Source organism: Dyadobacter sp. OTU695 (assembly GCF_038440355.1).
In the GTDB taxonomy this organism is placed as follows: domain Bacteria; phylum Bacteroidota; class Bacteroidia; order Cytophagales; family Spirosomataceae; genus Dyadobacter.
In genome coordinates, this window is sequence record NZ_JASATN010000002.1 from 456785 (window position 1) to 482420 (window position 25636).

The following is a 25636-nucleotide window of genomic DNA, read 5'->3' on the forward strand; positions in this document are numbered from 1 at the left end:
GGATGGGTACGGAAAAGTCCGAATAAGGGGCATGAAAAGTCCAGAATGGTATTAAAGAGTCAATAAACAGCAAAAAACCGAGCTGAAACGCCACCCGCGTGACCCTTGTCCACGGAAAATGCGGCAAGGATTTTTATCCGTCTGTGGAAGAAGGGCAGCGACTTTACTCTAAGCTATCATAAAGAATCATAGTTTTGCGGACGGTAACTAGCGTAACGCCGCGACATGTTTCCTGCTATTTTTAGAAAGGAGCAATTTGTTAATATCTGATAGTGGTGATCCAGTTATTGGTAATGAGGCATTAGCCAGCTCCACATGGTTTGCAGCAGCAAGTAAGCGGGAGAAGATGGCAACAGTAAAAAATCTCATCGTCAGTATGTAATTGCCGAAATTGACACGAAATTAAAAGCCATGGGTGAGCAAGACATCCGCTGGGAGCAGCGCTTTGACAACTATAAAAAGGCTATTAAAAAGTTAGGAGAAGCTGTGCGGCTGGATGCCGAACGTTCGTTGAGCGAACTTGAAAGACAAGGAATTATACAGGCTTTTAGATACACTCACGAGCTGGCCTGGAAGGTAATGCAGGATTTTTTTGTTTACCAGGGCAACACTGAGATCAGAGGATCAAGAGACGCAACACGCCAGGCTTTTAATGCTGCATTAATAGCAGATGGGGATAATTGGATGGAAATGATCAAAAATAGGAACCTTACCAGCCACACCTACAACGAAGAAATCTCCGAGGACATTTACAGAAATATCGTCGATCGGTTTTATCCCTTATTTGTCACGTTTCAGGAAACGATGGAGCGCATAAAAGCCAAAAAAGACTAATGTACGGATTATCAGAAAAAACGATACGGGTCATCCAGGGCGTGTTTGCCAAGCATCCTCAAATCCAGCAAGCCATCCTATATGGATCCCGTGCGAAAGGAAATTACCGAAACGGCTCGGACATTGACCTTGTTTTGGTAGGATCAGAGCTCGATTTGTCGCAGTTGTTCAAAATTGAGTTGGAACTCGACGACCTGCTGCTTCCGTACAAAATCGACCTGGCTGCCTATCACAAAATTGAAAATCAGGAACTGATCGACCATATCGATCGGGTAGGAGTGATTTTTTTTGAGAGAGTGGATCAGTTGGGCTGATTTTCGGGAAGTTCGTGACTCGCAAGGTTTCTTCTGAGCCGGGCGAATGTGGGAGTTAGACTTTTCTAGGGCCTTGTCTACGATGTTTTGTTGTCGTGAAATTCTCGGCAGGCGTTGGTCGGGATAAACCAAACTTCTTCGCAATTTCGCTCTCGATGTCAACGGGGGTTTGAGACTTCACAGTGATTTTAAAACTAATTTCGGTGATTCCCTTCGGTATATCCGTGTGGATGGTGTTTTCTGTTTCCTGAAAGAGAATTGTCGGCTCAATTTTCAAAATTTCCGAAATGCGAAACAAATGCGAAAGTGTCATTTCTCCGGCGCCACGTTCCAACTTCTGATACTCTTCATTAGACATGTCTAAAACGGATGCCATTTCATCAGCATCGACTTCGCTGGATTTTCGGATTTGCACCAGTCTCTTAATTAAATCCTTAGATTTTTGATTCATTGCATTAAGTTTTAATGAATTAGGTTATTGACTTTAACCAATAATCCTGCCTGCTAACCAACGGCATTTAGTGTTATTTACAAATTACAAAATTTAGCTATTTTTGTAACTTAAAAATAACACTTTGGAGGTTCTTTTTACGAAATATCTATCCAAGCTACAACGCACATCTACCAAGTTTGTGCGGGACTTCATGCATCAGATCGACTGGGAACGCAACCGGCTGATCGGTATTAAAGGTGCGCGGGGTGCTGGGAAGACAACTCTCGTACTGCAATATTTAAAACAGGCGGCACTGCCAACTGGTCAGTCGTTGTACGTAAGTCTGGATGATCTTTATTTCAGTGCGCATCGTCTTTACGACCTTGGCGAGACGTTTGTGCGGACGGGTGGAAAGCTCCTGGTTTTGGACGAGGTTCACCGATATGCCAATTGGTCGCAGGAGATCAAGAACCTTTACGATGATTTTCCTGATCTACGAATCGTATTTACCGGTTCATCCATCATGCACCTGGAACGCAGCAAAGGTGATTTGAGCCGCCGTGCCGTAATGTATCATTTACATGGGCTGTCGTTCCGCGAATTTCTTCAAATACAACAAATTGTGTCCTGGTCTGCGGTGTCTCTGCCAGATCTTTTGAACGATCACACGCAATTGGCATTGGATCTGACGCAGACAATTAAACCGCTGGCGCACTGGAACGATTATCTGCAATATGGCTACTACCCATATTTTTTGGAGAACAAAGACGTCTACGCGCAAAAGCTGACCGAAACAATTCAGCTTAGCTTAGAACTGGATTTGCCCGCAGTCTATGGCATAAGCTATGCTTCCGTCGACAAATTGAAACAACTGCTTGTCGTGCTGGCCGAAAGTGTGCCCATGAAACCGAACATTAGCAAGCTTAGTGAAACGCTGAATACGAGTCGCGCGCTGGTAGTGGAGTACATGCACTATTTGGAAGAGCTGGGCGTGTTGATGTTGCTGCACCGGGATAGCTTTGGCATTACTCGGTTACAGAAACCGGAAAAAGTTTATCTGAGCCATCCGAACCTTCAATACGCGTTACACCAGAGTCGCCCGGATACCGGAACATTACGTGAAAGCTTTTTCCTGAGCCAGGTCCGGCCGCTGCATAAAGTTGAGTACACGGAGAAAGGAGATTTTAAATTAGATCGAAAGGTGACGGTTGAAGTGCGAGGGGCGAACAAGAACAGGCTACAACTTGCTGGTATTGAGAATGGGTATGTAGCTGCTGACGGGCTTGAAGTAGGTTATGCCGATAAAATTCCACTATGGATGTTCGGGCTGCTGTACTGATTTTCTTGGCCGCAGTGGCTGTCCTTCCCAGTGGCTATATAGGCCGTTTCTTCTCAAGTAAATCACATAAAATCTCAAGTTTTACCGGCAACCATTTTTAACAAGCCGCTATACTTTCGTTTCGCGAACAGCCATGCCATGCTACATGGGTCCTAACGGTTTAAGAAAATAGAAATATGGAAAAAATGGAAATTACCAGACAAGACGTTGTTGAAGTGGAAAACAAACTTTTTTCGGCTCAACTAGTGAGCAACGTGGACATTCTTGATCAGCTGTTACACAATGATTTAATTGCAGTTGCGCCGACAGGACAAGTCCTGACCAAAAAAATGGACCTGGACTCGCATAAAGCAAAAACAATGATTATTGAAGATGCTTCAACAATCATTGATGAGATTCAAATAATTGGCGACACCGCACTTTCAATCGTTACAATGACAGCGAAAGGAAAAATGATGGGAACACCATTAGAGGGGAAATTCAGATATTTTAGAGTTTGGAAACGCTTTGGTGATGGTTTGAAAGTGATCGGTGCAAGTTTTATGCAACTACCATAGGAATATAGTGGCTTGACATCGGGTGTGAGCATGATGAAAAAAAACTGCGTGAAAACCGATTTCAAATCTGCTGCTACCTGATGACTGTGAATTTGGAATTGTAGACCTTGCCGTCGCCATGAATAAGTCTGATCAGGTAGTTTCCACTGGCCAGCGTCGATACATTCAGTTCGCCGTGCTGCACCTGACTGGCATTGTACAATATATTTCCACTCCTGCTGATGATCTGAATGTTCCTTACCTGATTCCACGTAAAGCCATCTTCCAGTTTCAAGTTCAGCTTGTCGACAACCGGATTTGGATAGACGGTTAGTTTGAATGCGGGAGTTTTCATTTCTTCGTGCGGCGCTTCGAAGCGCTCAGAAACCTCCATTCTAGCAGACGATACATTTTTGTTTAAAACACCCAAATTATTGTTTTGTAAATAAATCCACGGGCCGAAAGTCTGTTCAGATGGACGGTCCGTCGACCAGTATTGCACCCTGACCCTGACCTTCGTGTAACGCCCCGTTTTGGCAACCAGCGCTTTCAGTTCCACACCGGCGGGTCCAATGCTGGTGAAAGCCTCCGTACCGGTATAGCGTACATAATTTGTAATCGTAGATCCGCTGCTGAATGGTGCTCCCTGAGATTTTGTTTCCCATATTAATCTTGCGTAAGCTGCTGTACCACTGGCAGGCCGAACGAACAAGCCAACGCCGAAATTGGTGGCCAGGTTGTTTGCAGTGCTGATCCGGGAGGTCAGATCGGAATTGTAAAGCCGGAGCATGTTACCTCGTTTGCTTCCGCCATTTCCCATATAGGCAAATACAGAATTATCAGGAGAGGCCCCAACAATAATGTCGCTGTAACCATCGCCATTGACATCGCCCGATGCCGAGGAACTGGAACCAAACCCATTGCCAGAACCGGTAATGGCATTTGAATACACCAGACCAGCCGCGCTGCCTTTGTAAATTTTGACACTCTGCAGGCCCGGACTGTACCCAGCTGCACCAATCACCACGTCGCTGTATCCGTCGCGGTTGATATCACCCGCACTAACGCTCCTCCCCAAGTGTTCGCCGGGGGTACCCAGGATCGGGGTGTAATTGCTACTGGAAACGCCTGTTGAACTTCCTTTGTATAAATAGGCTGCGCCAGCGTCTGAATAAGAACTTGATGCACCGACGATGAAATCACCATACCCATCGCCATTCACATCTCCCGCATTTGCGATCCGCATGCCGAAGCCGTTTGATCCGGAAGGAGCGGAAATAACGGTCGATGGAACATTGGACAAGCCGATGGCGCTGCCCAGGTATACATAACCCATTTCAGGAAATGTTTCACCGCTGGTCTCATGGATGGCTGCCACCATTACATCGCTGTAACCGTCGCCGTTGACGTCTCCTATTCCCGCAGCGCCACGACCAAAGTTTGTATCCGGGCGGGTGAGTGTGGTGGTGGGCGTGGTGGCGACACCGGATGCAGATCCCATGTAAACATACGCTTTGGAAACTGTGCCTGATCCAACGATCACATCATCGTAACCGTCAGCATTGATATCCCCGGCACCGGCTACGATAAACCCAAAGCGTATTTCGCTGGTTTTTTGCAACGTTGCACCAAGTACCAACTGCCCCTGTGCGTTTCCATGCACTACATAAGCTTTTCCGGCGTTGAGTGTACCCACAATGATATCGCTGAAACCGTCCCCATTCACATCTCCGGCGCGGGCTAGGCTAAATCCGTAAAAGTCCGAATCTGCAAACGTGCCTGCCACAGACGATGAACTGGTAGACAAGCCGTTAGCGCTGCCGAGATAGAGATAAACAAAGCCATAACGCGAGCTGTTATAGTAAGCTCCGACGACCACATCACCATATCCGTCGCCATTCATATCCCCTGCATGGGCCACACTGTACCCAAAGTCGCCGGTACCGGTCAAAAGCGTTGCCACCGATGTGACCATGACCGGGCCGCCGAGGTAAATATAAGCCGAGCCCGTGTTGGACGAAGTACCCGACGCACCGACAATAGCATCACTGTAACCGTCTCCATTGATATCTCCCGCAGCAGCGACGCTGACTCCAAAATAGCTGTAATACGCAGAACCCTGAAAAGTCTGGCTGGGTGCGGAAGGTAATCCCGATGCGCTGCCCTGTAAAAGATAAGCCGAGCCTGTGTTTGTGCCGGTGCCGCTCGCACCGACCATAATGTCTGCATATCCATCACCATTGATATCGCCGACGCCGGCAACACTTACGCCCCCGAAACCGGACAGGGTTTTTACCGGCGACGCCTGCGTTCCGGTAGCGGTGCCTTTGTACACATAAGCCGCATTATTTGCCGAGGCACCCACGATCACTTCGCAGTACCCGTCGCCGTCCACATCACCAGCAGCCGAAACGCTCGCACCGTAAGACGCATTAAACGCTGGACTGGTTAATGTAGATGCGACCGAAGTGTTCACGCCATTCGCATTGCCGTGGTAAACATATGCCTTGTTCGCTTCGCTCGCTCCGACTATTATGTCTCCGAAAACGTCCCCGTTTACATCACCAGCACCGGCGACGCTCCGTCCGAAACGACCATTGGCAACGGTACCGTTCAAGATATAATCCGGTGTCTGCGAAATGCCTGCGGACGTGCCCAGGTGAACCGTCGCGCGACCTGTACCTGCATTGAAATTGGGCGCGCCGACTATAATGTCACTATATGCATCAGCATTCAGGTCAATCGCTGATACACTGATACCGAGCGCACTACCAGCCGCCCCGGTTAATATGGTGGCTGGCGTGGCATTGAGTCCGGTTGAAGATCCGTAGTATATGTAGGCTGCCCCGGCGTTGTTTGAATATTGATAGGCGCCCACGATCACATCGCTGCGTCCATCACCATTCACGTCACCTGCACTTGCCACAGCATAGCCGAAATAACTGTTTGCCGGCCCGTTCAATATCCTGGCCGGGCTGGTGGACAATCCCGTCGCGCTACCCATATAAATGTAAGCTGCGCCCGCATTGGCGGCCAGCCCGTAAGCACCCACGATCACATCTCCATAGCCGTCTCCATTCACATCGCCCGCGCTAGCTACGCTGCACCCGAAACTGGCGTTGACCGACGGGCCGGTTAATGTAGTATTGGCAGTGGTAGACAGTGGATCAATGGTCACCGGATAAGCTGCATTCGCAACCGCCACTACCAAACTAAAATCGTGATCATTACCCGTTTCCATTTTAGCAGCCAGTATCTTTCCGTTTGCGTCCCAGGCCTTAATGTCCTTGTAAATGACTTTGGTACTCAGGCCTGCTTCCGCATTTTCCAATGCAAATTGAAGCTCGTTCTGATCTGCCTGGTTAACCGTCCATTCTTGCGAAAACCCCATTTTAACCCGAAGTTCTTTTGCATTAACGGAAGGTTTATTTTTTACAATAAAATTTTGCCGCACACCATCTTCCCGGTTCTGGTACTGAACGACCAGCTGATCATGATGGGTAAATGTGACTTCACTGGCATCGGTAGCAACCTTTGAATTTTGATCATTTGAAATGGCCAGTACACCGTCCGTATACAAGCCCTGCACGATCATATTCAGTTTCCAGTTTTGCTGTGACGACTCTTTTAAAACGCTGTTTCCTGGTTTTTCAGAATCCTGGCGATCCGGCATATTCGACAATGTAAAACCTTCGGATCTATAAACAGCCTGCATTTTCTGTTTTGGATTAATGCTATTTACGCTGTCACCCGAGGATGCCACAAAGTAACTTTTACGCTCCATGTCGCTGATAACCTTTTTGTACCAATCGCCGCCTTTCAAAGTTTCAATGTCCTCACCTGGTTCACCTTTACCACTATTCGACAAGGCAGTCTGGCCGGGAAATGCGGGAAGTTTAGGTTGAAATGCAGCATATGGAGCGATTTGACTACCGGATTGCACGGTGGCGATTTTACCAGCCGGCACCAATGTGCGACGAATACCGGAAACAATCAAAAGCGATGCGAGTATACAGGCTGTCCAGGTAGAGTTACGTTTCATGACGATCATTTAGTTTAGCTCTTGTGATTAGATTCAATGCAAGGTAAACCAGCCCAAAATCAGTTTTCCGGGCTTTGAGCAGATGGCATACAATTCCTAGAATCCGGTACGGTTTGTCCGGAAACTGGTCGATCTGAAAATTAATATTGTGTTATAAGGCAGCCAGCTTTTGAAGAAATTCGGCTTTGCGGCGTCTGGAGACCTCTATTTGTTCGCCATTAGTCAGGATCACATATTCTTCCAGGCCGGGGTGAAAGTATTCGACATAATGCAGATTGATCAAATGAGACTGGTGTACCCTGAAAAAATCGTAGGGTGCCAGTATTTCCTCATACTCTTTCAATGTCTTTGCGACCACTATTTCAGGTTTTCCGTCAATGTGAAAACGGCAGTAATTACTGTCGGCCTCCACCCGGATAATATTGGGAATACTGGCCGCCAGCAGACCTTTGCTGGTGGGTAAAAGCAACTTCTGAGGCAGCGGCAGGTCCTTTTTTACAACTTCTGCACGCAAAAACTGTAATCGCTGGGCCGCTTTTTCGATGGCCTCACCCAGTTCCCGCAGACTGATCGGTTTAAGCAAATAGTCCACAGCTTCGGTTTTGAGCGCCTGTAATGCATACCGATCGTAGGCGGTTGTAAAAATTACCGCGCAATTCCTGTTTGGAATAGCATCAACTACCTGTATACCATTGAAATAGGGCATTTCAACATCTATAAAAAGCAGGTCCGGCTGATGCTGCTCAATCAATTCAGCTGCTTTGCGACTATCGGTAGTGGAGCCGGCAATGGATACTTTTGCGGAAAATCTGGCTTCCAGCATGGCGGCTAATGTGTCAATGCAATGCTGCTCGTCGTCGATAATCAGGCAGTTAATCATGTTTTTGCAGGAGTGGTAACGTAAGGAGAACGATCGTTCCGGTAGACTCGTTGCCGTCGAACTTATCTATAATTTCCACAGAAGATCTCACATTGGAATCGTTTTTCAACCATTCGATCCTTTGGCTCGAAATATTCATCGCCAGCGATTTTTTCTGAATACCATCCACCTTTATCTCCGCCGATTTTGCTCTACCAATGCCATCGTCCTCGATGCGGCAAATCAGGCTTTCTGCTGTTTTTTCTATGACAATGTCGAGCCGGCCGTGCCCGTCTTTCTGGCTTAAACCATGCCAGATCGCATTTTCAATGTATGGTTGCAGCAGTAGTGGCGGTATCAGCGTCGATTCGGTGTCAATGTTTTCAGCCACGGAAATGGTATAGTAAAATTTTTGATTATTGCGCCGGTGTTCCATTTCTACGTAAAGCCTCAGGGATGCGAGTTCGTCGGTCAGTTTCACGGATTCGTAAAGCGAATTTTCCAATACCAGCCGGATCAGCCGCGCGAATTTCGTCAGATATTCGGATGCGTCTTCCTGGCGGTTTTCCCAAATATATTTTTGAATGGAATTTAATGAATTGAAAATGAAATGTGGGTTCATCTGGCTGCGCAATGCCTTCATTTCCAGTGTCGATTTTAGATTTTGAAGCGCAGTTTTACCACGAAGCTGACGAATGTAATACACCACCCCAAACACAAAAATCAAGCTGAGTATTAGCGTGATGAGCAGCGTTTTATTACGGAATGAAGCCTCTATTTCGAGATCTTTGATCTGATTTTCCTTTTGCAGCAGCCGGATCTTTTCCTCTTTTCTGGAAGTCTGGTACTCGGTTTGAAGTTCTGCCAGCTCTTTTTGCGCGTTTTCTGTTTTGATCGAATCGTTGATCGCAATGAAGTCTTTTTGAAGCTCGAAAGCCTGCTTATACTGCCCCAAATGCTGTTTCACTGCAATGTGTAATCGAAGGGCTTCCAATTGGTAGACCTTCACATCTATTTTTTTTGCGAAATCCAGCACCAGATTCAAATGCCTGTCGGCCTCGCCGTAGTTATTTTGGGCCGTATCCAGTGAAGCGTAAGTCAGCAGGCAATTGATCAATTCCGTGCCTGGTTCTTTTTTTAACAGATAGTTGAGACCTTCTTGCAACGCGACTTTGGCGGGCGCGTAGTTTTTTTCGGCCATCAGCACCCGGGCTTCTTTGATCCCTATCGCATGGATCGCCTCATCGTCTTTCAATTTGACTGCGATAACCTTCGCCTTTGTTAAAAAGTACCGGACAGAATCCTGATTCTCAATGTTTGTATAATAATCCGTCAGATTGAAGTAGGTCACCAACCTGTGATAATCGTTTTTTCCCAGATAGGGCAAGGCCTGCAAGGTATAGTAAATGGCCAACCTGTTATCATCCAGCTGATTATAAGTTAGCCCGATATTTACTAACGCGGCCACGATGCCGGCCGAATCTTTGGTCAGCATACTCTGTCTTACCGAAAGCCGGTAGTTTTTGATGGCGTTTTCATATTCGTTCAGTGCTGCATAGCTGCTCGCAATGGTGGTTGTAGCACTGATCTTCCGGCGATCCTTGTCAGACAATGGTTTAATCGCTTTTTCAAGTTTATGAATGTAGGCGATAAGGGAATCTTTCTTGTTGAGCGCCTGATAGTTGTAGGCCAGCGACTGTAAGAGGTATAATTTCTTTTTCAACGGGATATTCTGGTAGGCCGCCAGAGATTTCCGGAAATAAATGGCTGCGCTATCCGGGCGGCTCGCATCATACGCATCACCCAGATATTGATATAAAATTGGGCTTAATGTGTCCTTCTTCGACTTTTTAGCAAATCCTAGCGCAATATGGCACCATTCAGGGACCCGGGAGTAGGCCCGTACACCGATTGAATCACTGATTATTTTTTTTAGGTAAAATGCTTTTTCGCCGTCTGTGCGGAGTGCGTAGAACGGTGCCGGAAATCGATTACTCGCCTGTCCCATTACTTTATACGTCGGGTACAGTAGTATAAGAAATAATACAAAACTTTTGATCATTCGCCCACTTTAAAGCGTCCCGAGGGAAGGTTCTATGACAAGTGGAGCGAAGCCCTGATCTACTCAAAAGCGTAGCAGGCAGGAAGAAATCCTTCCGGATTTTTGAGGTGGTGGGTAACTTTGGCCGGAGCGTTTACTTCGGCCGATTTTGTCAGGGTTTCTCTTCCTTTGGAAATCCCGGGAGTATGTCGATTGAATCTGTCTGGATTAGATAACTAATTTCAAGCCATGGATTAGGTTCGAACATGTATACCATCAATTCTAGTGTCCTGTCAGATGCTTTTTGCCCGGCATCTCCGGGTTCTTTTTCGCCAGGATTCGTAATATGCTTGCTGCTTCGTTTTTGGCCCATTTCGCGAAATGAAAGACTTAACAATATTGAAATGCCGTTGTCTGATGGCGGAAGCAGAAGCAGCTGTTTACTTGTTTCTGCTCAATAGTTTCCCTGTTACAAACCCGTCAAAGAACTGGGTCCGATAGGCATCTCCAATCGGGATCTCGTACTTGTCGATAAAAACGGTGTTGTTATCAAAGGATGTTACCTGGCTCATGTTGATAATGTATGACTTGCTTACGCGCGCAAACGTATTTTGGGGCAGTTGATCATAAATGGTTTTGATATTCATTGCAGTGATTACCTTTTGCGATACGGTCTGAATGACTACGTAGTCCTTTAACCCTTCTATGAAAAGGATATCATTAAACTGTATCTTGAAAATGCGTCTTTCGGCTTTTACAAAGAAATAGTCGTCTGTTATCTGTTGTATGCGGTTGGTTGAGGTGGAGCTCGATTTTAATAGATCCAGGTAGTTCGATGCTTTATAAACAGCTTTTTGAAAACGCTCGATTTTGATCGGCTTGATCAGATAATCTACCGCTTCAACTTCATAGCTATCCAAAGCATAGTCCGCGTACGCTGTGGTGAAAATCACCAATGTCAATTGGGGTACGGATTTAGCGAAATCGATCCCGTTCATTCCCGGCATTTGAATATCCAGAAACAATAGGTCAACCGCTTCGTCGGACAGATACCTCGCAGCGGCATTAGCACTGTTAAAGCTTCCGACCAGTTCTACTCCTGACGTTTTACTTACCAGGGACGCAATTCCCTCTCTTGCCAGTGGTTCATCATCGACGATGATGCATCTCATAACTTTATGGTTAAACTTAGCGAATACGTTTCTGCGGAATCCTCCACTTTTATACTGTGCCTGTCGGGGTAAAGCAAGGCAAGCCTGCGCTTAACGTTGGCCAGCCCAAGTCCTCCGGGACCTTGAATTATTGCCATCAATTGCGGTTTTGAGTTGGTGCATTTGAAGTCCAATTCACCCTCGTGGATGCCAAAATAGATATGAACCCAGGACTCATTGTCGGCATCGAGGCTGTGCTTAACAGCATTCTCTGCAAAGGCTATAAACAGCAAGGGAGCCACCTGGATACCGGCGAGCATTCCTTCATTTGAAATGGTAAATTCAAAGTTGTCCCGTCTTATTTTCTCCATAGCGAGAAGGTCCTGGATAAAGCGTATCTCAGACGTTAACAACACCTTAGGCCTGGCGCTGTCATATAACTGATACCTCAAAAAGTCGCTGAGTTTTTCGAGTACCTGCGACGCCTTTTCCGGATCTTTTTGCGTGAGTACATTCACATTATTGAGCATGTTGAACAGGAAATGAGGATTAATCTGATTTTTTAACTGCTCCAATTCGGCAGATTTCGTCAGGTGCTCCAGTTCGCTGATACGTTGGGAATCGATTAACCAACGTTGAAATAGTTTGATTGCAGTGCAGGCTGCAACCCATACCAGGGAAATGAATACATATTTTGCCACTCCCCAATACGGCGTGGTCGAAAAGTCGTTTGCTTTATAGTTGAAAAATACCAGGGGATATGCCAAGGCGATAAACAATGCGATAGCCGTTACAAACTGGACATGTTTATTCTTAAAAAGAAAATGCGGGACCAGCAAATACATGTTCGCATAAAGAAGGGACATGAAAAAAATGAAAAAGCGTAGCTTTAACAGATCCTCGGAGGTATCGTTGCCGCTCGGCTCCATGCTCAACACAAAAGCACCGAGCATAAATACCAGTATCAGGTGCCTGTATAGCCGGTACCTTGGCGCAATCAGAAGCTCCATATATTTATCGCGGGCTGAAAGTCTATTGGCTGCTCCCATCTTATCGTCTTCACCTTAGCAACGCCAAGATAACACTCGGAATGCTGCGAAAATGCTGAATTATACAAACCGCTTGCTTTATTATACCAACACAGCTCCCCGACTTCTATTGCCCGAACACAGGTCGGGGTTCTATAATGCCTGGCATCTTTGGTATAAAAGTTAGCCTTCTTCCTATAATTCGCACAAGCCCCTCAGGTATAGAAAAGTAGTTTTGTCCGACTTCAATCCTATGTTATGAACAAACTACTGATAGTTGGCATGTTGCTTTTTGCCAGTCTGAGCAGCATCGGGCAGAAAATGTATTCGATTAGTGGAACGGTAATCGACAAAGCGACCGGCGAGTCACTGATTGGGGCCACCGTCAGCGTCGAGGGTACTCACGACGGTACGGTAACTAATGAATACGGTTTTTTCTCTATCTCCCTGCCAGCAGCCTCTTACACTATCAATGCCAGCTATTTGGGATATGCGCGATACTCTGAAAAAGTGTTGCTCGACAAGGACCATAAATTAAAGATAATGTTAGCCGCCGAAGGTAACACATTACAGGAAGTGCTTATCAATGATAAAGCTAAAAATGAAGCGGTGACTTCGGCGCAGATGGGGAGGGAAAATTTAAATGTGAAACAATTGGCTTCGCTACCCGTATTATTTGGAGAGAAGGACGTAATGAAAATCGTGCAGCTGTTGCCGGGAGTGAAAGGTGCCGGCGAGGGTAGCACCGGCTTTTATGTAAGAGGAGGTGGCGCGGATCAGAATCTTGTCCTGCTGGACGAGGCCATAGTGTATAACCCTTCACATCTTTTGAGCTTTTTCTCTGTCTTTAATTCAGATGCGATCAAGAGCCTTACCTTGTATAAAGGCAATGAGCCCGCGCAGTATGGCGGTCGGCTGTCATCGGTCATGGATGTGAAAATGAACGACGGCAATGATCAGTCCTATCACGCAAGCGGAGGAATAGGCCTGATTGCCGCCCGGCTAAACGTGGAGGGGCCAATCGTAAAAAGCAAAGGGTCATTTTTAGTGAGCGCCAGACGGACTTATGCAGATGCATTTCTCGGGCTGTCCGGTGACTCGACTGTTCGGAATAACCGCCTGTACTTCTATGATCTGAACGCCAAATTGAACTACAAAATCACCGACAGAGACCGGATTTATCTCTCCGGTTATTATGGCAAGGATATTTTGTCATTCGGGGACGTTTTGAGCATTGACTGGGGTAATGCCACGGCCACCCTTCGATGGAATCATATTTTTAATCCGAAACTATTCTCAAACACCTCCCTTATTTACAGCGACTACCGTTACAAAGTCAAAGTAAATACGGCAGGCGTTAACGGTAATATGTTGTCGTCCATCAAAGACTGGAATTTCAAGCAAGGGTTCGATTACTATTTGAACACCAATAATTCCTGGCATTTTGGATTCAATGCTATTCACCATTCAATCGCTCCGGGAATAATCAGCTCCAGTCCTGCCGTCTCCGACACTGCAAATTCACAAACGTGGGAAAATGCGGTTTATATTAGCGATAGTTGGAAGGCGACAAAAAGACTTAACATCGATATCGGAGTGCGATTAAGCGCCTTTCTGGTCCTTGGCGGCAATTCCAAATTTTACACACTGGATGACAACCGCCAAATCGTTGACACACTTCAATTCCCGTCGGGACACGTATTTAAGACCTATGTAAATTTTGAACCCCGGATATCGGCCAGTTATCAGTTAGGAAATTCGTCATCGATCAAGGCTGCATATGCGAGAAACGCGCAGTATCTGCACCTGTATTCTAATTTCATAACGAGCAATCCCATCGATAAATGGGTTGCGACCAATAACATTATCGAACCGACAGTCGCTGACCAGATTTCGCTCGGCTTTTTCCGGAATTTAAAGGAGAATACCTATGAATCCAGTGTGGAGACCTACTATAAGGCGATGCACAACGTAGCTGATTACAAAGACAACGCTCAAATTTTGAACAGCAACGAACCAATAGAACCACAACTTCTATTTGGGCAGGGTCGTGCGTATGGTATTGAATTCAGTATGAAAAAGAATGAGGGCCGGTTAACAGGCTGGCTGTCTTATACATTGTCGCGAACAGAGCTTCGGATCAACGGCGTAAATGATAACAAATGGTATCCTGCCACCCAAGACCGTACCCATGACTTGTCTCTTGTGGGAATGTATAAAGTGTCCAGGAAATGGACAGTGTCAGCCGATTTTGTTTACTACACTGGCAATGCGGCCACCTTTCCAAGTGGCAAATATGAGATCGACAACCAGGCAATACCTTACTATACAGGACGAAACCAATACAGAAGGCCAGCATACCATAGACTGGATGTAGGTGCTACGGTCAAATTAAAGGAGCGCAAGCGTTTTTCCCCCGAACTTTCATTCAGCATCTATAACGCATATGGGAGACAAAACCCTTACGTCATCACCTTCCAGACTGATCCTGACGATCCTACCAAGACCCAAGCGCTCCAGACCTCATTATTCAGATGGGTACCCTCTATTTCATATAATTTCAAATTCTAGCCTTATGAAAACATCGGTTTGGATGCTCGTATTTTGCGTAATCGCGTTTTATTCATGTCAAAAAGTGATTGAAGTCGAACTAAACCCGTCGTCTCCCAAATATGTCATCACCGGGAATATCACAGACCAGCCTGGGCCGTATGAGATAAAAATAACAAGCTCAATAAATTTCGACCAGGACAACAATTTCCCGGCAGTAAGTGGTGCCAAAGTATATATTACAGATCAGAACGCGTCGTCAACAGATACTTTGACAGAGGTAGCCCCGGGCAGATACCGGACACATGTTTTGAAGGGCGTCCCAAGGCACACATACAAACTGCTGGTGATATTGGGCGAGGAAATGTTTTCCTCCGTTTCTACCATGCCAACGCCCCAGGCTCTGGATAGCCTATACACGAAATCAGCTTCATTTGGCGACGGGACAGACGTTGTTGCCATATATAATGACCCCGTCGGGCTGGGGAATTTTTATCGCCTCGAGTTAACTATTCAGGATAGCCTGTCGCAAGAGATATACTTGCATAACGATAAAATTAACAATGGGTCAAGCGTGAACCACGTTTTAAACAATGACATAGATGTCAAAACGGGCGATACGATTACTGTGAAGTTACAATGCATTGATGCCGACGTGTATGACTTCTATTACACCCTGGACCAAGCTTTGAAGCAAAACTCAGCAGTGATCTCTAATCCCAAAACAAATATACTGGGGGGCGCTATGGGCTATTTCTGCGCACAGACCATTAGAACAAGAAGTTTTGTGTTTAGGTAAGAACCACTGTCGCCGTTTTCACAGGTAGTATTCCGTCATCAGGCTATTGCGTTCACCTGATTCAAGGTTGATATAGTCGAATTTTTTGTATTGACAGAAAGAGCCCATTTCCTTATCCCCATTAATGAAAATGGCGCCCACCAGGATGACATATTTGCAGGGGTAATGGGTTTGTTTCACGAGTACTTCTATACGATCGTCTATGGCCTCGTACATGACCTGGGTCGCTTCGAATATCTGATTTTGAGCAGCTAATATCCTTTCTTTGTGGTGTAGAAATATCTGCTCGATCGTATTCATCTGAAAGTCCAGCGAATTGATATTGCCTTCAATGATCTGGCCGCTCAAAAGTTTGCCAAGAGCACCTTTGGCTGCCCCGCAGCAGGCTGAGTTTACATGCTGGCCGATCCTGCTGATTTCACCGATCACACCCTGATTGGTGATGCCGATATGGGGTGCATAGAAAACGACTACGGCACCGTTCTCCGGAACGTGATGGGCGAAGGCATTCATGCCGGTCAAACCTGCAAAAGGATAGCCGTTTAGTCCACCCATTTTGAAAGGACCGAGCATTTGATAAGCTCGGGGAGGATATTGAATCGCGTTCACATCGTCGCAACACATACTATCGGCATGCATGAGCTGCTCAGGCTTCAATCCCAGGTATTTTTCGATGGTATCCAGCAGGCGGTCAATGGTCTCAATGGATGTCAGGGCGTTGGGATACCATTGACGGACGGTATCCAGATGTTGATTGTTCATAGTTGGCATTTCTAAAATGGTTTTTTTGTCAGGCCTACATTAAGATGTGATTGATTGCGGCAATAGGCCCGGGAAGGTCTTTTTCACCAAGCATCTCCCTGAGATCTATCTCAATATTGCGGCTGATCTGGGTGATGGGTATGTCATTGGCGTTTCCTTCAAAAGGGTTCTCGGTTGATTCGCCAATCTGTTCTAATACGAGGAAAACCCAACCCAGCAAGACACTTAGCGGGATGGTGAGCCAGATAATGTTTTCTCCCAATTTTTCGGTGAGCTTTGAAAGCTCGCCCAGGAAACCCAAGGGCAACAACAGGCAAAGTGCGTTGGTAAAGTACAGATTGATGCTGGAAAACTGGCGAGGGTAGGGGAAATTCTTGATGCGCTCGCATTTACCTTGCTGTTCATACAGTTCTTTGAGCAGGTTCTGCAAAGCGACATAGTTGTAATCTTTGATCATATCATCCTCGTTGAGTGTTTTTAGCTGCGCGGATTGGGTAGCGATCAGTTGTGTGGCCCTGTTTTTGGTACCCATGATGTAGTCACGCTCGCTTTCATCTAAAAAGGCATTCAGCTCCTGCTCCAGGCTGCTTTCCCATTCAGGAACTTTATAATGTTTTAGATATTGCAGGTTGTAGCTCCGGGTTTTTACATTTTCCCAGCTTTTGATTTCCCGCAGTTGGAAGCGCAATGCAGTAAGCCAGGCGAAATGCCGGTAAAAGATCTGCCGGTGGATGGCCGCCTCCATCGTTTTATCCTGTGTTCTTACAAAGTCCCGGACCATGATCCCCAACGCCCTGCTAATGTTGATGATAGCTCCATATATCTGTCTTGCTTCCCAGGCCCGGTTGTAAGTCTGCGTGTTCTTGAACCCTGAAATAAATGCGGTAGCAGTGCCCAGTAGTGCCACCGGAACCCAGGGGAATGCCAGCCATTTCCAATCCAGAAAATAGAATAGCATGGTCGGAACACTGCTGATCAGGAACATTTTGTAAATTTTTGTTCGGGTCCAGGGAATGAAATGATGAAGTTTGTAGTGGCTTGCAGTGTTCATCTGATTATTTATTGTCTGAGGAAAATTTGCTGATTAAAATGCCTACCAGTACCACGGTATAGAACTGCCCGGCGATACCGATGAAGGCGGTTGTCAATTTCGTAACAGGTAGATTAGGTGTGATATCACCGAAACCGATGCTGGTAAAGGTAATCGAGCAGAAATACACCAAATCAATAAATGTATGCGCGGGCGAGGACGTATCAAGGCCTTTGAATGCCTGTCGGTTCTCGTATTCGAAATACTGTAATAAAAAGACTGAAATTTCAATGAGTAAAAAATATCCGCAGGCGGCTGCTGAGATAATGTCAGTGTTTATATAGCCCGGCTTTACCAGGAAACGCAGCACCTCTACCAAAAGCAGGCAAAAAAACACGACATAGTTGATGTTAAGCAGGGTGAAATACCAGGTTACATCCTTGAAAAACGGAATACCGATCGGAAGCAACAGGATGATAACGAAGTGAAAGTTTCGAAGCCAGTGCTGCCAGCTGTGTTTGCCAATGAAAATAAAAATACTGCCCATGCCCAAAATCAGCATGTTGATCGGCCAGATCGTGCTGGTATAAAAATCAAAATCGGTCAGAAAAATACCAATGAATAAATGCTGCGCCAGTACCAGCAAAAGCACTTCGTATTTTCGTTTTTCAAGCCTTTTTATGATACCCATAGAAGTCAGTTTGGTGAGGCGCGTTTCCGGTTATCGTTTTAGGGGATGCCCCAGGTACAGAATCACCAGGTTCAATAACAGGAACGGCAACTCGATAGCTACACCTTTCAGGTCCCGGTCGAGCAGATGGAAACAGATGATCAACAGAATGCCCGCTGCCATCAGGAAATTTCCCCATAGAAAAGTCTTTGGATGCAAAATCAATAAAGCGGCAATAATGGTAACGGCGCCGTTAATCATTATTCCTGTTTTGTTGAAGCCCCACTTGCTGAACATACCCAGCATTTGAGGTTTTACGTCAAGCATCGCATAGCCTTGTTTTAACCCCATGTAAACGGCGCCAAGCATCAGCAATGTGCTAATTGTCCTTATGACCATAGATAATTATGTTTTTAGCTGCAAACAGCTGGTGTATATTCTCATAACAATGCAAAGTGAAAAATAGCCATCACCAGGCAAACGGGGCTGAAAATCCATGAATCCGTGTATGCAAAGCGACTATTATAAAAGCGCTTACTAAACCCGACATAAGCAAAATCTCCGATGGCCCGAAGTAACAGTAGCAGGCCGATGGCGGCAACGCCGTAACGCGACATGGGTTCGACTGTCGACTCAGGCAAAATGCCGGTCCGCGTCAGGTTTACTAATATAAAAAGTAGAAACCCGGCGCACAAGACGGCTGCCTTTGCTCCGTTGGGTTTATAAAGCAACCGGTTATTACCATCGGTAGGTATCAATAGATGGCTGCCGAAAGAACCTCCCAGCAACCAGTTCAGATGTATAAGGGCAAGTGAGGCGAAAAATAATGAATTTAAGATTGCCAGCGCCAGGTATGCCATTTATTAAGGAGCGATTAAATAGTAAACTAAGGGATTCGCCGCTATTTGGGCTTTGAGCGGTTTTCCAGCAAACATAGCGCGGTCGAATTGACTTGCAAGGTAAGTCTTACTGTCGCATTTAATGGGTTAAAATCTTCGTAAAGATGGGTCAAAATCTACCGGTGCCCATATTCTTTTCCCTGATAATCGTCGTTGCCGGCGGGAGCCGCATTTTTGATCAGATTTTGTCCCATGCGACTGATTACATTGTTTCATCTTTGTCAGAGTATCCGTGACGATATCAGTTTCTGTCAAGCCCGGGCTGGTATCGGCTCAGGTTGAGACACAGAAGAAGTCTTAGGGACTACGCAGTAGACGTTTGGTAACTTAAATCAGTCTCCCGGGTTTCCGGGAGATGTGATTTAACCGGAGTGTCAAAGTTATTGCAGAAGATATCAGATATTGACTTGCAGGGTAGAGGAGATAAAGGAAGTGAGAGGGTAGTACCGGCAGGCATACGTTGAGTAAATGGATCAATCTCCCGGAGTTTCCGGGAGAAGTGATTTTGTAAGGGACTACTGCTCTGATTTCACTCTATAGCACGCTTAAATACTAGATTTTATAATGAAGATCGCATTGGTTGACAAACATCCGTTGCTACGAAGGGGACTTATCGCCGAGCTGGACGCGAATTTTACGGATATTGAGGTGACTGAATCGGATAAGCTTCTTGAGCTACGAGACTTGGACCTTGGTTCTACTGCGGAAATCGTTATAGTTGGATTGGACCAGCTAGGTCTTGATAGGCCGGCGGAGCTAATGCAACTAATCAGAAGGTTGTACCCCGTCGCGCCGGTGGTAATCCTGGATTATATGTTAAATCCGGCCATGGCGCATTTTTTCTTGAGCGAGGGAGTAATGGGGTACGTTGCTAAGGATGCCCCATTATCGGAGTTGGTCGATTGTATCCGGCTTGTGATGAAGGGGAAGCGGCACATCTCTCCGGATGCGCTGATCTGGATGCTTACCGAGATGGGAACCAGGCCGAACGGAAATCGACCGGCTACACTTTTCAAGGGCCAGTTAACACGCCAGGAGCTGGAAATTGCTATTTGCATTGCAAACGGTATGCCGTTGAAATGGATTGCCGATTTTTTTTGCAAAAAACAGGTTAGCGTCACTATGATGAAGTCAACTATTTTCCGAAAGCTTGACGTTGGCTCGGCGCTTCAGTTAAGGAGAGTGTTAAGGTCGGGCGGCTGAGGTTCCATCTCAGAGGTTGACTGCAAGTAAGGCCCTTTTTCTACCATGTAGGGAAAGGGCTTTGTATTGTATTTAAACAAGAGCAAGCCAGACAGCATTTCGCGCTGGCTGGCTTGCTCTTGTTAGTTTGTTATCGCTTACTTTTGTATACTTATTTTGTGACTGCTGGTTGTTCCGTCTTTGGACTTGGCCGTCAACAGGTAGATTCCCGAAGGCAGCCTGCTTACATCGATCTCCTGGGTCAGTCTAGCATTTAGCTTCATGACGGTGCGTCCGCTCATGTCGTAGATGAAAATTCCGCTCAGTTGACTTAAATCTACACCTTTTAAACGGAGGGTAGCCGATGCCGGATTGGGGTAGGCTGCCATGGCACCAGCCCCTTCCAGTATTACGGACCGGATAGCGCTATATGCGAAGGTTTCGTCCTTATCGGCCATCCTGAGACGGTAATAGTTGACCCCACCCGAAGGTGTAGTATGTGTATAGCCGTATTTTCTCAGGATAGCACTTTCTCCATTGGATTTGACCTTACCCAGGACCTTCCACGCCTTTGCATCAGTACTGTGTTGCACTTCGAAATAATCGCTATTGGTTTCTTCGGTGGTCGCCCATTGCAGGTTGGCGATGCTGCCTTCTTTCGTGGCCTGAAAGTCGATCAGCGTCACGGGTAGATTAGTATCTATCACCCCAAAGGAGCTCGGATCGTCATTCCCCGTATTGGTCGTGTTGTATCCACCTGGATTTCCATTGGCCTGATAGCCGACCACTGTCCCATTTGGTCCGATTGCCGATCCGGATATCTTGAAGACCGTATATTCACCACCGGGAATAGCCTTGTCTTGCAGAAGCGAGATAAAATACACGCCACCGCCCAGGTCTATAATCTCTGGTGCTGCAAAGTAATTGACAAACCCCGGCTCCACAGAGACGACGGGAATACCCATGCCCCGCACCGTAATATTGACCTGGAATTCGGATCCCCCCGGCGGCGGCCAATTCAGGGTCCCCACCGAACTTCCCGCGTCGATGGTGAAGGAAACCGCCTCGGACGGGGCAAAGGGCGAAGCCGTCAGATTATCTCCCACACCCGTTCCCTGGATGATAGTGCCACCTACGTCGGGCTCCTGTGCGTAGCTGAATACCCATGCCAAAACGGCTATAATTGTCAATAATGTCTTTTTCATTTGGATTGCTGTTTAATGTTTAATCACTACGGTTGATAGGATATCGATTCCTGGTCGGTGTTATTGGTGTCTGGTGATTCTCCTCCGGAACCTGTCGGAATGCTGACTGTGAAAACATATTTCCCGTTAGCGCCTGATGGGTTAAAAGTGGCCGGCACGTTGAATTGGGAATAGCTGTTGTCGAGCACTGTGGCAGACACAAATTGATGTTGAATGCCAACCAGGCCGTTGTATGTCCATCCGTTAATGGTTGTGCCGGGTGTAACGCCTATCACCCAGTCGGCCGAGCGCCTGATATTCAGCGTCAACATTCCAGAGGTTGGTTTGTTTTTTAGCTCCGTTACCCGGATGCGCAGGATGATCGCTGTACTTCCAATGATGCTGCTTGGAATCACCGTGATTGTCGGGGTCAGATCCGGCGTACATACGATCGGGGTACTACCGTCGCCCGGCTCAGGTGCCGCCTCGCGGGTATCCACATAAGCACCATATACATCTACATACTGCTGCAATGCGGTGGCCAGCGAACTTACTGTAATCCTTACTTCATTGAACGGTTTGGTGGTTTTAAAGCCAGGATTATAGAAATCGGTGGGTGTTCCAAACCATTGAACTACAACGGTCAGATCTACCAATGCGCCTGTCGGGTTGCTTTCCTGAAGGACGCCGTTCAGATAGGTTGAGATGGTGATATTAGGAAATATCGAACCTGAAACCGGGAAGGCGTTTTTCTTGATCGTGAACCCGGCGAAAGTTCCCTTGGGGTAGACCACACCTGGGGTGGCAATCGCAAGAGAAACCGTGTTGGCTCCACTCGCAGCATTGTGTAGTGTCGCAAAATCAGTGGTACTGGTGCTTACCGCGTTCCAGGGGTTTTCAACACCATATCCGGCAGCGAGCGCGCCAGTTGTCCCCGTACGCTCAAAGTTCACGACTGCCGAAACGTTTTTCCCACCGGATATCGAGTTGGTCAGCACATAGGTGCTTTGGCAGTCGATGAGCTCGGTGCATATCTGGGCACTCGTTTCATCCAGGAATGGCTGAAAGACGGCCCCGTAAATTCTGATTACACCAAGATCCACAGCGGCACCATTGGCAAAGGTAATTTTTACCTCATCGAACGGAACATGGCCTACGACGCCGATCACCTGCCTTTGGTAGCCACCCGTAACCAGTGATGATGTGATACCACCTAAAAGTGCTGTGGCGGCCCCATTCTGTACCACCACGCCATCATTGAGGAGCTGAATGCTCATCGATGAAAGCACTCCTGCGTTAAATAGACTTGCGCTGCCAATGTCGAAACCCGCGTAGGTACTGGCCGGATACGTTTCAACGGCGTTTGCGATGGCAAAGCTTGCGCTTGCGCCAAGTGTGGCGCCCAGGGTAATGCCCGCATAGCTATTGGCGTCGTTGTCGATCGCATATTCGGAGTTATTGATCGCGTTTCCGGCAGAAGCTACTCCAAAGAAGCCCGTTTCTTTTCCGTCGACGTATACCGGATAATCGGGATTAGTGACCGGCGTGAGCTGCCGGCAAACCAGCTCCTGGGCAACGCAAAACTTCTTGATGACTGCTGAGTAAATTCTGATCTCGCCCAGACTCAGCCCCGGGCCCTGAGCGAATGAAATCCGAACTCCTGTAAATGGTTGGTTTACCACAAATCCGATAATCTGGCGCTGAGTGCCACTCACAACCGAAGAGTTTAGTGAGAGCAGTCCGCCACTGGCGTTTACGGTTTCAAGCACCGCACCCGTTTCATCGAGCGTGGAGACTGTAACGCCCGAGAGCGAGTTCAGGCCAACAAGCTGGTTGTTAGAGATATCAAAACCCGCGAATGTTCCCGAAGGATACGTGGGCGTACCGCCCGTCGAGATGGCTGCGCCGTCTTGTACGGCTAGCGTGGCGGTTACAGTTGCAGAGCCAACCAGGTTAATGGATGCGAAGTTACTTGTAGAGGCGTCGGTAACATTATCAGGGTTTTCGATGTAATTGTTCACGGAAGTTAAATCCGTTACACCGGTATGGCGTCCGTCGATAAATACGGGGAAAGTGTCGCGGACAAGCGCTGTATTAGTATTACAGGCGGGCGTGCCTGTCGAACAGAATTTCTCGAAAACCGCGCCATATATTCTCGTGCCGTAAATACCGGCGCTGAACGCGGAATTGATCGTGAGTCTGATCTCATCGAATTGTTTCGTTGTTTTGAAACCTACTACATGGCGTCCGGTGCTGACAAAAAACTTGGTCGCCGCAACGCCCCCGCCGTCGCTGTAGGTTTCCTGAAGTGCCCCGTTCAAATAGGTACTGATCGAATGTCCGATACCCGCTCCGCCGGACGCGAGATACACGTCCTGAATTTCAAGCCCCGCAAAGGTGCCGGCCGGATAGCCGCCTGTCTGATGCGATCTGACACCTACGTAATAGGTTGAAACGCCGGTAATCGCTTGTGACATATAAGTGAAATTGTCCGGATCGGTATCGACGGCATTGTTGGGTGATTCGATGCTGCATTGCAGGCAGCCGATGGCGGAAAGGTTGGTCGTTACATAAACCGGGTGGTTGACGTTTGTTCCATCACCTTCGATCATTTTAGTCGGTGTGTTACATGCGAGGTCACCGTCGCAGAAATTGGTAATGACTGGGTAGGAAACCTCGATCGTATTAACCACTCCAAACCCCGGGCTGAGCACGGTGTATTGGATTTCATTAAACTCACCGGTTGAAACTGTGCCGACTGTCACCGATCCGTCGGAGCTTAGCAAAGAACCGGAAAGCAGCGAGGCGCCGGTAACGGTGGTAACCGGTGTACCGTCTTTAAGCAAGGTCAGCGTGGCCAGATTGATCAGGTTGCCCGCAAATGCAGAAGCAGTAGTGAGCCTGATCCCCCCGTAAGAGCCGACCGGAAATACCACTGCATCGTCGCGCATGGTGATCGTGTAGGCACCGCTGATAAGTACTGTTGTGAAGTTGGCATGGGTGAGCGGATCGTTATCTTCCAGATTCCCGGTCCCGGTCCATAAGCCAATTCCGGCCGTAGTGGCGTTCAGTCCAGGGCCAACCAGTGGCGTGGGGGTGTTGCACGGCTGGCTTCGGGTGTAGCGGCGAAGCTCCACGTTCCAAACACGGATTTCGGGAGTTCCTCCGGCAAAGTTGCCTGAAAATGAAACCTGCACTTCATCAAAATCAAGATGCGCGTAAAAGCCGATGTTATCATCATAAGCCAGCGAAGGGGAGGTTTCCTGGATAACCCCGTCCAGATAGGTGGTGATGACGGCGTTGAACGAGCTGTTAAGCGCTGTCCAGACCCCGGTCCTGCTCAGCTTGACGCCAACCCAGTAGCCGGTGAAGGGAGTAGTGCTATACGCATTGATCGCATCCAGCACCTTGATCGATCTGTTAGTAAAGGATGCGCCAAACGTGCTTCCTACGGAGGTGGATGCGTAGTCGGACAAGGAGCTGTTAACGACATTTCCGGCGTTCGCCCACAGGCCGTTTGAATTGCTTACCGAAACAGGAAATGTGTTTTGTACCCAGGCAGTGTTGGCTTGGGGGACTTGGTTAGCAGGTACGGCGCTGTCCTGCGCGAAAAGCGATGCGGAAAAAAGAATAACCGCCAGAAAGGCAGCGGTTATTCTTTTCAAGCCCATTCTTTTATTGCATATCCAATGGGCTGTGATAGTAGAATTTTCTTTCATTTAAATTGAGATTTAAGTTCGTGTCGATTAAGTGTCACTTGTTTTGCTTTTCATTCTGCATAGGCTTCGCTGATTTGGTTTAAAATTGTCATTGGTTTTCTGTGTTGATGCGTGAAACTGATATGAGAGGCGTCGGCAGGAACTGCCGATTCGCGTAATATGTCTTTTGGGCTAGTTGAGGGCTGGTTGGTATCTTAGCTTCGTTAGCTGAGCGTTTTACCAGGTTTTGTGGTGTGGATGAACCTACTGCCTGGGCGGTTATGG

General features: G+C 47.2%; 20 protein-coding genes. 7 read left to right on the plus strand and 13 right to left on the minus strand.

Annotation, left to right across the window (positions count from 1 at the left end; all coding sequences use genetic code 11):
• The first annotated feature begins 411 nt into the window (after nucleotides 1-411).
• Both AAHB90_RS07700 and AAHB90_RS07705 read left to right on the plus strand, forming a co-directional pair.
• The gene (locus tag AAHB90_RS07700; protein WP_342084349.1) at nucleotides 412-834 is read left to right on the plus strand and encodes a nucleotidyltransferase substrate binding protein; all 423 of its coding nucleotides are present in this window, start codon (nucleotides 412-414) and stop codon (nucleotides 832-834) included.
• Nucleotides 834-1148, plus strand: coding sequence for a nucleotidyltransferase domain-containing protein (locus tag AAHB90_RS07705; RefSeq protein WP_342084350.1), 315 nt, complete (start codon nucleotides 834-836; stop codon nucleotides 1146-1148). The genes AAHB90_RS07700 and AAHB90_RS07705 overlap by 1 nt, the downstream gene beginning before the upstream one ends.
• A gap of 55 nt (nucleotides 1149-1203) precedes the next feature.
• Here the strand turns inward: AAHB90_RS07705 and AAHB90_RS07710 are convergent, their stop codons facing one another.
• Entirely contained in the window at nucleotides 1204-1599 is a 396-nt protein-coding gene (locus AAHB90_RS07710) for a helix-turn-helix domain-containing protein (RefSeq protein WP_342084351.1), read from the minus strand.
• Nucleotides 1600-1723: 124 nt separating this feature from the next.
• Here AAHB90_RS07710 and AAHB90_RS07715 point away from each other — a divergent pair, with 124 nt between their 5' ends.
• Together AAHB90_RS07715 and AAHB90_RS07720 are read left to right on the plus strand one after the other, a co-directional pair.
• Nucleotides 1724-2920, plus strand: a complete 1197-nt coding sequence (locus AAHB90_RS07715) for an ATP-binding protein (RefSeq protein ID WP_342084352.1) — start codon at nucleotides 1724-1726, stop codon at nucleotides 2918-2920.
• Between the two features lie 176 nt (nucleotides 2921-3096).
• Nucleotides 3097-3477 carry a nuclear transport factor 2 family protein gene (locus AAHB90_RS07720; protein WP_342084353.1) on the plus strand — a complete coding sequence of 127 codons (381 nt, stop codon included), beginning with the start codon at nucleotides 3097-3099 and terminating at the stop codon, nucleotides 3475-3477.
• A 73-nt stretch (nucleotides 3478-3550) separates the two neighbouring features.
• Here AAHB90_RS07720 and AAHB90_RS07725 read toward each other — a convergent pair whose 3' ends face one another.
• The 5 genes from AAHB90_RS07725 to AAHB90_RS07745 all read right to left on the minus strand — a co-directional run bounded on the left by AAHB90_RS07725 (nucleotide 3551) and on the right by AAHB90_RS07745 (nucleotide 12502).
• Nucleotides 3551-7498, minus strand: a complete 3948-nt coding sequence (locus tag AAHB90_RS07725) for an FG-GAP-like repeat-containing protein (protein WP_342084354.1) — start codon at nucleotides 7496-7498, stop codon at nucleotides 3551-3553.
• A 151-nt stretch (nucleotides 7499-7649) separates the two neighbouring features.
• Entirely contained in the window at nucleotides 7650-8378 is a 729-nt protein-coding gene (locus AAHB90_RS07730) for a LytR/AlgR family response regulator transcription factor (RefSeq protein WP_342084355.1), read from the minus strand.
• Nucleotides 8371-10419, minus strand: coding sequence for a histidine kinase (locus AAHB90_RS07735; RefSeq protein WP_342084356.1), 2049 nt, complete (start codon nucleotides 10417-10419; stop codon nucleotides 8371-8373). Before AAHB90_RS07735 ends, AAHB90_RS07730 begins: the two co-directional genes overlap by 8 nt.
• A gap of 419 nt (nucleotides 10420-10838) precedes the next feature.
• Nucleotides 10839-11570: a LytR/AlgR family response regulator transcription factor gene (locus tag AAHB90_RS07740; protein WP_342084357.1), complete on the minus strand. Its 732-nt coding sequence runs from the start codon at nucleotides 11568-11570 to the stop codon at nucleotides 10839-10841.
• Complete coding sequence (locus AAHB90_RS07745) at nucleotides 11567-12502, minus strand: sensor histidine kinase (protein ID WP_342084358.1); 936 nt, start codon at nucleotides 12500-12502, stop codon at nucleotides 11567-11569. The genes AAHB90_RS07740 and AAHB90_RS07745 overlap by 4 nt, the downstream gene beginning before the upstream one ends.
• 333 nt (nucleotides 12503-12835) lie before the next feature.
• On the opposite strand from AAHB90_RS07745, the gene AAHB90_RS07750 reads away from it, so the two are divergent.
• Entirely contained in the window at nucleotides 12836-15148 is a 2313-nt protein-coding gene (locus tag AAHB90_RS07750; protein ID WP_342084359.1) for a TonB-dependent receptor, read from the plus strand.
• Between the two features lie 4 nt (nucleotides 15149-15152).
• Complete coding sequence (locus AAHB90_RS07755) at nucleotides 15153-15926, plus strand: DUF4249 domain-containing protein (RefSeq protein WP_342084360.1); 774 nt, start codon at nucleotides 15153-15155, stop codon at nucleotides 15924-15926.
• An 18-nt stretch (nucleotides 15927-15944) separates the two neighbouring features.
• Here AAHB90_RS07755 and AAHB90_RS07760 read toward each other — a convergent pair whose 3' ends face one another.
• From AAHB90_RS07760 to AAHB90_RS07780, 5 genes are all read right to left on the minus strand, one after another.
• Nucleotides 15945-16688, minus strand: coding sequence for a hypothetical protein (locus AAHB90_RS07760; RefSeq protein WP_342084361.1), 744 nt, complete (start codon nucleotides 16686-16688; stop codon nucleotides 15945-15947).
• 34 nt (nucleotides 16689-16722) lie between these two features.
• Complete coding sequence (locus AAHB90_RS07765; protein ID WP_342084362.1) at nucleotides 16723-17673, minus strand: bestrophin family protein; 951 nt, start codon at nucleotides 17671-17673, stop codon at nucleotides 16723-16725.
• 70 nt (nucleotides 17674-17743) lie between these two features.
• Entirely contained in the window at nucleotides 17744-18409 is a 666-nt protein-coding gene (locus tag AAHB90_RS07770; protein ID WP_342084363.1) for a potassium channel family protein, read from the minus strand.
• A 30-nt stretch (nucleotides 18410-18439) separates the two neighbouring features.
• On the minus strand, nucleotides 18440-18787 hold the full coding sequence (locus tag AAHB90_RS07775) for a DoxX family protein (RefSeq protein WP_342084364.1): 348 nt from the start codon (nucleotides 18785-18787) through the stop codon (nucleotides 18440-18442).
• 41 nt (nucleotides 18788-18828) lie between these two features.
• Nucleotides 18829-19248, minus strand: coding sequence for a DUF3995 domain-containing protein (locus tag AAHB90_RS07780; RefSeq protein ID WP_342084365.1), 420 nt, complete (start codon nucleotides 19246-19248; stop codon nucleotides 18829-18831).
• Nucleotides 19249-19851: 603 nt separating this feature from the next.
• Here AAHB90_RS07780 and AAHB90_RS07785 point away from each other — a divergent pair.
• Nucleotides 19852-20490: a response regulator transcription factor gene (locus AAHB90_RS07785; RefSeq protein ID WP_342084366.1), complete on the plus strand. Its 639-nt coding sequence runs from the start codon at nucleotides 19852-19854 to the stop codon at nucleotides 20488-20490.
• Between the two features lie 137 nt (nucleotides 20491-20627).
• On the opposite strand, the gene AAHB90_RS07790 is transcribed toward AAHB90_RS07785, so the two are convergent.
• Together AAHB90_RS07790 and AAHB90_RS07795 are read right to left on the minus strand one after the other, a co-directional pair.
• The gene (locus AAHB90_RS07790; RefSeq protein ID WP_342084367.1) at nucleotides 20628-21674 is read right to left on the minus strand and encodes a T9SS type A sorting domain-containing protein; all 1047 of its coding nucleotides are present in this window, start codon (nucleotides 21672-21674) and stop codon (nucleotides 20628-20630) included.
• Between the two features lie 26 nt (nucleotides 21675-21700).
• Nucleotides 21701-25372 (minus strand): hypothetical protein, encoded by a 3672-nt coding sequence (locus tag AAHB90_RS07795; RefSeq protein ID WP_342084368.1) that lies wholly within the window; start codon nucleotides 25370-25372, stop codon nucleotides 21701-21703.
• Nucleotides 25373-25636: the final 264 nt, after the last annotated feature.

Bases quoted from the DNA above. Each gene is read 5' to 3' on its own strand.
- AAHB90_RS07700 (WP_342084349.1), top strand. From the start codon at position 412: ATGGGTGAGCAAGACATCCGCTGGGAGCAGCGCTTTGACAACTATAAA.
- AAHB90_RS07705 (WP_342084350.1), top strand. From the start codon at position 834: ATGTACGGATTATCAGAAAAAACGATACGGGTCATCCAGGGCGTGTTT.
- AAHB90_RS07710 (WP_342084351.1), bottom strand. From the start codon at position 1,599: ATGAATCAAAAATCTAAGGATTTAATTAAGAGACTGGTGCAAATCCGA.
- AAHB90_RS07720 (WP_342084353.1), top strand. From the start codon at position 3,097: ATGGAAAAAATGGAAATTACCAGACAAGACGTTGTTGAAGTGGAAAAC.
- AAHB90_RS07725 (WP_342084354.1), bottom strand. From the start codon at position 7,498: ATGAAACGTAACTCTACCTGGACAGCCTGTATACTCGCATCGCTTTTG.
- AAHB90_RS07730 (WP_342084355.1), bottom strand. From the start codon at position 8,378: ATGATTAACTGCCTGATTATCGACGACGAGCAGCATTGCATTGACACA.
- AAHB90_RS07735 (WP_342084356.1), bottom strand. From the start codon at position 10,419: ATGATCAAAAGTTTTGTATTATTTCTTATACTACTGTACCCGACGTAT.
- AAHB90_RS07740 (WP_342084357.1), bottom strand. From the start codon at position 11,570: ATGAGATGCATCATCGTCGATGATGAACCACTGGCAAGAGAGGGAATT.
- AAHB90_RS07745 (WP_342084358.1), bottom strand. From the start codon at position 12,502: ATGCTCGGTGCTTTTGTGTTGAGCATGGAGCCGAGCGGCAACGATACC.
- AAHB90_RS07750 (WP_342084359.1), top strand. From the start codon at position 12,836: ATGAACAAACTACTGATAGTTGGCATGTTGCTTTTTGCCAGTCTGAGC.
- AAHB90_RS07755 (WP_342084360.1), top strand. From the start codon at position 15,153: ATGAAAACATCGGTTTGGATGCTCGTATTTTGCGTAATCGCGTTTTAT.
- AAHB90_RS07760 (WP_342084361.1), bottom strand. From the start codon at position 16,688: ATGAACAATCAACATCTGGATACCGTCCGTCAATGGTATCCCAACGCC.
- AAHB90_RS07765 (WP_342084362.1), bottom strand. From the start codon at position 17,673: ATGTTCCTGATCAGCAGTGTTCCGACCATGCTATTCTATTTTCTGGAT.
- AAHB90_RS07770 (WP_342084363.1), bottom strand. From the start codon at position 18,409: ATGGGTATCATAAAAAGGCTTGAAAAACGAAAATACGAAGTGCTTTTG.
- AAHB90_RS07775 (WP_342084364.1), bottom strand. From the start codon at position 18,787: ATGGTCATAAGGACAATTAGCACATTGCTGATGCTTGGCGCCGTTTAC.
- AAHB90_RS07780 (WP_342084365.1), bottom strand. From the start codon at position 19,248: ATGGCATACCTGGCGCTGGCAATCTTAAATTCATTATTTTTCGCCTCA.
- AAHB90_RS07785 (WP_342084366.1), top strand. From the start codon at position 19,852: ATGAAGATCGCATTGGTTGACAAACATCCGTTGCTACGAAGGGGACTT.
- AAHB90_RS07790 (WP_342084367.1), bottom strand. From the start codon at position 21,674: ATGAAAAAGACATTATTGACAATTATAGCCGTTTTGGCATGGGTATTC.
- AAHB90_RS07795 (WP_342084368.1), bottom strand. From the start codon at position 25,372: ATGAAAGAAAATTCTACTATCACAGCCCATTGGATATGCAATAAAAGA.